A 4,838-nucleotide genomic window follows, 5' to 3' on the forward strand; every position below is an offset into this window, starting at 1 on the left:
TTAGTTTAAAGTGAGCGGTTTTGACTTGTCTACTTTAATGGGAGTATATCATGTCTTGCGGGCGAACTTCACTGTTTAACGGGCGAATATGTTTGTCTTGCGGGCGAACTTCACTGTTTAATGAGCGAATGATTACTTTTGATCTAGGAAATTCGAAAAATACTCGCTTTCAATCAGTAAATCAACTAGGTTAATGGCAACGATACACTAACTGTACAACGCCAGATGAAAATGCTCTTGTACTAACTAATTTTAAATACAATCGATCCGTTATATTTGTGAAGAGTGGCTTACCTTCACCTAAAACAACTGGATGAATGGATAAACGGAATTCATCAACAAGTCCTAAGTGGATAAAGGTTGTAATCAGGCTAGCACCACCATAAAGCCAAATATTTTTGCCTGGCTTCTTTTTTAATGCATCTATTTCCTCGGCAATATTTTCACGAATAAAGATTGCCTTACTGTCATCCTGTTTTTTCAGTTTTGAAAAAACATATTTCTCTTTACTATGGACGAGTGCCCAAAATTGTTTTTCCTCCTCTTCATTTGTTTCTGGCGTAAAGTGTCCCCACAACTCATAGCTTTTCCTACCATATAAAATCGTATCAATGTCGTTTAAAAAGCTTGTAAATTCCATATCGGGGTCCATAATACACCAATCAGTTTCGCCGTTTTTTCCTTCAATGAAGCCATCTAATGTAACAGCTAAATCTAAAATAATTTTTCTTTCGTTATTTTGCATGACCTTGCTCCTTTCACTTTCATTGTGAAGGGTTTGATTTTATCATTATGAAGAGAAAGAAACAAACAATGCTTGAAATTGAGCTTTCCTACATACATTTCGTCGATTTTTGCGTAAAATAGAACACGGAGGTGAGGGGATGGAGCGTATTTTTCGCATAACTCGACTCGTTTTTCGTAATATTTACACGTATCGTGTCGATTATATTCGTGTATTTTTAGCGATTCGGCTTTTTCAATTGCTCATTGCATTGCCGTTGATTTCATTGCTCGTCACTGCGACGTTACATCTATTAAAAATAGACAGCATCACAGAGGAAAATATTGTACAACTACTAGCACACCCGCTTTTTCTAGTCGTACTGACATTGATTATTTTAATTGTTCTTTTGTTTATTTATTATGAGATGGGCATGTTGATTTTGCTTGCCTACCATCAGCAAAGGGGCATTTCTTATACATTAGAGCAGCTATGGCGTCGCTTGAATCAAAAGGTCGTCTACTTTATTAGCTTTGAAACAGGCTTATTGTTCCTTTATTTAGTTTTAGTTTTGCCGCTTATTTCTTCCATATTGCCATCTGCCATTACGCAAAACTTGAGCATTCCAGCCTTTATCGTCGATGAATTAATGACATCAACACGAGGGCGTCTGCTATATATTATCGGGATGGCACTGTTGTTTGTAATTGGTTTACGCTTTATTTTGACAATGCCGTATTTCACGGTGTATCAATGGACGACCATTTCCCAGGCGGTCAAAATGAGCTGGCGCTTTTCGAAACGTCGCTTATTTGAGCTTGTTGCTATGCTAGGACTTATTTTAGTGTTGCATATCAGTTTAACAGTTATTTTATTGACTTTAACGTTTATCCCGTTGTTTGTCATAGAGCGTGTGATGCCAGCATGGGCACTTGTGACAGCAGCGTTCACCTTAACATTTGCACAAGGGTTATTATTGTTTTTATTCACATTATTGCAGGCGGTTTTTTCACAGCTTGTTGTGCTTGTCGCTTTCCGCTTAACGCACCAGCCACCTGTCAAGCTGCATAATGAGTCGTTTCGTGAAACGATTATGCATTGGACGATTATTTGTACGATTTTTGTTTATTTTTTAATGAGCGCTGTCCAGATTATTAATTTGGAGAAAACGCTGTATGAGCCAACGACAAAGATTATTGCGCATCGAGGCTTTATGGAGCAAGGTGTGGAAAATACGATGAGCTCGCTCGTCGCATCTGCTGAGGCGGGGGCTGAGATGGTGGAAATCGATATACAGCAAACAAAGGATGGACAATTTGTCGTGTTTCATGATGCGACATTGTCGAGGATGGCAGGACGCAAAGAGGTTGTAAGCGAAATGACGTTAGAGGAGCTAACCAACGTGACAGTACGCGCGGGTAAGCTTTCTGATAAAATTCCTTCTTTAGAGGAAATGCTGCAAAAAAGCGCGGAACTAAAAATTCAATTACTGATTGAAGTAAAGCCACATGGGCGGGAAACGGCTGATTATTTGGCGCGTTTAATTGCACTTTTGGAAAAGTATGATGCACTGGAAACGCATTATGTGCAATCATTGGATAGCTCAGTTATTTGGCAATTAAACGAATTGGAGCCGCGTTTAAAGGTAGGGCTCGTTTTTGCTCTTTATATTGGAAGAATCCCACCGCTTGAAGCTGACTTTATTGCGATGCAGCAAGATGTTGCGTCAGGTCGCTTGATGGAGCAAGTGAAAAACAGTGAGATGGAGCTTTTTGTGTGGACGGTCAATACAGAGCGAGATATGCAATACTTCCTAGAACATGGTGTGGATGGATTGATTACCAATCATCCAGATAAAGCAGCGAGTAGTCGCACAATGTTAAGCAATGAAACTTATTTTTTAAAGCGTATTTATAATAAATTGACGATACTCTTTTAAGGAGCTTAAAATGAATCAATATACGTATCAATTACCAGGAAATATTACAGCAACAGAAAAAGTCGGCATTATCAATGCACAAGGTGAAAAGGTTGCCTATGTAGCTCGCATTTACAGCAATCGACTAAAGCGGTTTTTAGATGGCTATTTTGATTATCGCTATTTTTTAACATATGAAGTGACGAATTTGCGAGAGGAGCCGACATTCCGCATTACGAAAAAAATTCGTCGAGGCAAGCTTTGGTTTGAGGCGTTTTCTTATGCCAAGCAGGAGCGCTATACCATCACATATGAAAACTGGCGAATCGGCTTGCCTGAGCTGGCGATTCATTGGCCAGGAGGTATCATAAAAATTGATAAGCAAATGGAGGGCTGGTCTCATTTTTTAGTAGATGATGAAACGGTTGCATGCTGGCAGGCAGTGTACGTGGAGCAAGAGGATTGCTTTCATGTTGCACTGCAAATTGAACCAAGCAGCCCGATCCAGCAAGTCGATTTTTTCGTGGCCATTAGCCAAGCCGCATTATTTATAGGTTCGTAAGGAGAGAGGAACAATGAATGTCATTTTTGCATTAACAGGAACAGGCGAACAGCTTTTAGAAATGGTCTCAACCGATGTCGCAGGCTTACTGGCAGCTGTTCAAGGAGAGAGCGTTACATTTCCATTTGGCAACTATCAATACGATTTTCATGCACTCGATCATTATGAGGAGAATGGTGCATATCGTCAGGAGCTTGTGATTTACTTAAAATGAGTGCCAGGCACACACACAATTTTCACACAATTTGCTAGGCGGAGTTCCCTGTCAAGTAATGGACATTTGACATATGGTAAAGGTACAGATGCTTTTGCTTGAGGGGAGAGGGGTGTGTTGGACGAACAGCGATATCATTTAGGTGAAGTGTTAAAGGAAATTCACTATTTTCAAGAGCTAATTGAGCATTCAAGAACGAAGCATTTTGATTGTTTGTTATTGAAAATTGTCGGAAGTGATACGATTCCTGTTTTGCTATTGACGAGGCAGGGAACGCCTTTGCGGTTAACGAATTATGACGAGGGCTTTACTACTTGCTATTTTCGGATAGAAAAAGTGGATGGAAAGCATGGTTTATTGACGATTTCATTTCTGCGCCCAATGATGGTGGAGGGGGAGCTTGCATCATTGGAGAAAACGGCTAAACGGGTAACCATTCATAGTGATACGCTTTCTGGTGTGCAACTACTTTCAACTTCCTTGCTAAGCGCAAATATGTTTATTGAATCGAAGTGGTGAAGGGGACTTGTCTGAAAAGTATGTGTGTTGTGATGAACGCGCCACTTTTCAGACAACATTACCCGTTTGACTTTCTTTGAAGAGATGGTGTTAGAAAGGAGACAAGCCTATGCAAATAGTACAAGTGCATTATTGCGTCAATGATGTGATACAGATGCTGCCAACAAAAGTATTTTTAGAGCAAAATGATGATGGTGAGCCAACCAGTGTTTGCTATGAAGTGCAAGGCTACCAATCATTGCCCGTTGATTCAACGGAGTTTGCGGTGAAAAATTTGCAAAAGGCCTTGCCGCAAAATATGAAAATCGCTGCTTGTCAAACCTGTATGTTCGGCAATTTTAATCCGTATGGTGATATGGATAATGAAATTTTTTGTTTGAAAGGCTTGGATGTTCAAAATAAACGAGATGTCTGTGCTGCTTTTGAAGGTGAGGAGCAAATAAGCGAGCGCAGCCGCACGTTGCTGGCGTTTTGTTCAGCTTATAAGCCAATCAATGAAAATGAACGCTATACATATAATGATTGGGCATATTTGAAATAGCTGTTGACAAACTTCATTTCCTTCGTATAATTAGGATTAATATGGAAAAGCGTTGAAAAGAACGAGTAATTTTAATGGAACCAACAGAAAGTAGCCGGTTGTTGAGAGGCGCAGGGGAAATTAAAATGAATACATCTTGGAGCTGCGTACCGAAATTAAAGTAGGCTACGACGGAGTTGCATCCGTAATCAATGCAAGAGGTATCGCATTATGCCGTACCGGTAGAGGAGAGTTGTGTGAGCAGCTCTTGAAAAAAGGTGGTAACACGTTGATTATACGTCCTTTAGACATGATGTCTAAGGGGCGTTTTTATTGTGGAAATGAAAACCCCCTGCTATGCGGGGGGTTCTAAAAAGCTTT

Annotated in this window: 6 protein-coding genes and 1 other annotated feature; of the genes, 5 read left to right on the forward strand and 1 reads right to left on the reverse strand. The window is 40.1% G+C overall.

What is annotated here, in order from left to right; all coding sequences use genetic code 11:
* Positions 1-190 precede the first annotated feature (190 nt).
* Positions 191-745 carry a dihydrofolate reductase family protein gene (locus C9J34_RS20050; protein WP_107841947.1) on the reverse strand — a complete coding sequence of 185 codons (555 nt, stop codon included), beginning with the start codon at positions 743-745 and terminating at the stop codon, positions 191-193.
* Between the two features lie 139 nt (positions 746-884).
* Here C9J34_RS20050 and C9J34_RS20055 point away from each other — a divergent pair, with 139 nt between their 5' ends.
* The 5 genes from C9J34_RS20055 to C9J34_RS20075 all read left to right on the forward strand — a co-directional run bounded on the left by C9J34_RS20055 (position 885) and on the right by C9J34_RS20075 (position 4,478).
* Complete coding sequence (locus C9J34_RS20055; RefSeq protein WP_107841948.1) at positions 885-2,663, forward strand: glycerophosphoryl diester phosphodiesterase membrane domain-containing protein; 1,779 nt, start codon at positions 885-887, stop codon at positions 2,661-2,663.
* A gap of 10 nt (positions 2,664-2,673) precedes the next feature.
* Positions 2,674-3,204 (forward strand): tubby C-terminal domain-like protein, encoded by a 531-nt coding sequence (locus tag C9J34_RS20060; protein WP_107841949.1) that lies wholly within the window; start codon positions 2,674-2,676, stop codon positions 3,202-3,204.
* 13 nt (positions 3,205-3,217) lie between these two features.
* Positions 3,218-3,418: a thymidylate synthase gene (locus C9J34_RS20065; RefSeq protein WP_107841950.1), complete on the forward strand. Its 201-nt coding sequence runs from the start codon at positions 3,218-3,220 to the stop codon at positions 3,416-3,418.
* A 117-nt stretch (positions 3,419-3,535) separates the two neighbouring features.
* Positions 3,536-3,937 (forward strand): CotY/CotZ family spore coat protein, encoded by a 402-nt coding sequence (locus tag C9J34_RS20070; RefSeq protein ID WP_193769103.1) that lies wholly within the window; start codon positions 3,536-3,538, stop codon positions 3,935-3,937.
* Between the two features lie 109 nt (positions 3,938-4,046).
* Positions 4,047-4,478: a hypothetical protein gene (locus C9J34_RS20075; RefSeq protein WP_107841952.1), complete on the forward strand. Its 432-nt coding sequence runs from the start codon at positions 4,047-4,049 to the stop codon at positions 4,476-4,478.
* 43 nt (positions 4,479-4,521) lie between these two features.
* Positions 4,522-4,765: a binding site (T-box leader), on the forward strand.
* Positions 4,766-4,838 lie beyond the last annotated feature (73 nt).

The organism is Metasolibacillus meyeri, assembly GCF_003049505.1.
Classification (GTDB): domain Bacteria; phylum Bacillota; class Bacilli; order Bacillales_A; family Planococcaceae; genus Metasolibacillus; species Metasolibacillus meyeri.

Bases quoted from the DNA above. Each gene is read 5' to 3' on its own strand.
- C9J34_RS20055 (WP_107841948.1), top strand. From the start codon at position 885: ATGGAGCGTATTTTTCGCATAACTCGACTCGTTTTTCGTAATATTTAC.
- C9J34_RS20050 (WP_107841947.1), bottom strand. From the start codon at position 745: ATGCAAAATAACGAAAGAAAAATTATTTTAGATTTAGCTGTTACATTA.
- C9J34_RS20060 (WP_107841949.1), top strand. From the start codon at position 2,674: ATGAATCAATATACGTATCAATTACCAGGAAATATTACAGCAACAGAA.
- C9J34_RS20065 (WP_107841950.1), top strand. From the start codon at position 3,218: ATGAATGTCATTTTTGCATTAACAGGAACAGGCGAACAGCTTTTAGAA.
- C9J34_RS20075 (WP_107841952.1), top strand. From the start codon at position 4,047: ATGCAAATAGTACAAGTGCATTATTGCGTCAATGATGTGATACAGATG.